Origin of the sequence: Helicobacter pylori, from assembly GCF_015904775.1 — a bacterium.
Classification (GTDB): Bacteria; Campylobacterota; Campylobacteria; order Campylobacterales; family Helicobacteraceae; genus Helicobacter; species Helicobacter pylori_DM.
Genome location: NZ_JADZNC010000030.1, coordinates 1 through 1,485 on the forward strand (window position 1 = coordinate 1; position 1,485 = coordinate 1,485).

The window sequence follows — 1,485 nt, forward strand, 5'->3', positions numbered from 1 at the left end:
AGGTAATACATCAAGGGTGTCCTACACCGAAATCACTAACAAATTGAGCGGAGTGCCTGATAGCGCTCAAGCGCTCTTAGCGCAAGCGAGCACGCTCATCAACACCATCAACACGGCATGCCCATGGTTTAGCGTAGATAATAAGGATGGTGGCCCACAGATGAACCCGACTTCAGGGGGTTTGTGCGTTTTTAAAGATGAAATCAGCGCGATCCAAAAGATGATCACAGACGCGCAAGAGCTTGTCAATCAAACGAGCGCCATTAATGCTAACTCGCAATCAGATCAAGTGGGAGGCAGTGGAGGCAAGCCTTTCAACCCTTTCACAGACGCTAGCTTTGCGCAAGGCATGCTCGCTAACGCTAGCGCGCAAGCCAAAATGCTTACTTTAGCCAATCAAGTGGGGCAAACCATTAACCCTAGCAATCTTAGCGGGACTTTTCGAAACTTTGTTACAGACTTTTTAGCCACATGCAACAACCCCTCAACAGCTGGCACTGGTGGCACACAAGGTTCAGCTCCTGGCACAGTGACCAAGCAAACTTTCGCTTCTGGTTGCGCCTATGTGGAACAAACCATAACGAATTTAACCAACAGCATCGCTCACTTTGGCACTCAAGAGCAGCAAATACAGCAAGCCGAAAACATCGCTGACACTCTAGTGCATTTCAAATCTAGATACAATGAATTGGGCAACACTTATAACAGCATCACCACCGCGCTCTCTAAAGTCCCTAACGCGCAAAGCTTGCAAAATGTGGTGAGCAAAAAGAATAACCCCTATAGCCCGCAAGGCATAGAGACCAATTACTACCTCAATCAAAATTCTTACAACCAAATCCAAACCATCAACCAAGAGTTAGGGCGTAATCCTTTCAGGAAAGTGGGCATTGTTGGTTCTCAAACCAACAACGGCGCCATGAATGGGATCGGCATTCAGGTGGGTTACAAACAATTCTTTGGGCAAAAAAGAAAATGGGGCGCTAGGTATTACGGCTTTTTTGATTACAACCATGCGTTCATCAAATCCAGCTTCTTCAACTCGGCTTCTGACGTATGGACTTATGGCTTTGGAGCGGACGCTCTTTATAACTTCATCAACGATAAAGCCACTAACTTTTTAGGCAAGAACAACAAGCTTTCTGTGGGGCTTTTTGGCGGGATTGCGTTAGCGGGCACTTCATGGCTTAATTCTGAATACGTGAATTTAGCCACCATGAATAACGTCTATAACGCTAAAATGAACGTGGCGAACTTCCAATTCTTATTCAACATGGGAGTGAGGATGAATTTAGCCAGATCCAAGAAAAAAGGTAGCGATCATGTGGCTCAGCATGGGATTGAGTTAGGGCTTAAAATCCCTACCATTAACACGAATTATTATTCCTTTATGGGGGCTGAACTCAAATACCGCAGGCTTTATAGCGTGTATTTGAATTACGTGTTCGCTTATTGACGTTTAGCTCTTTGTGAAACTTCTTTTTT

1 protein-coding gene is annotated in these 1,485 nt (G+C 45.1%); it reads left to right on the forward strand.

The window, feature by feature from the left end; all coding sequences use genetic code 11:
- On the forward strand, nucleotides 1-1,456 hold a 1,456-nt coding region (locus tag I6852_RS07845; RefSeq protein ID WP_197292078.1), incomplete at its 5' end, for an outer membrane protein.
- Between the last annotated feature and the right edge of the window lie 29 nt (nucleotides 1,457-1,485).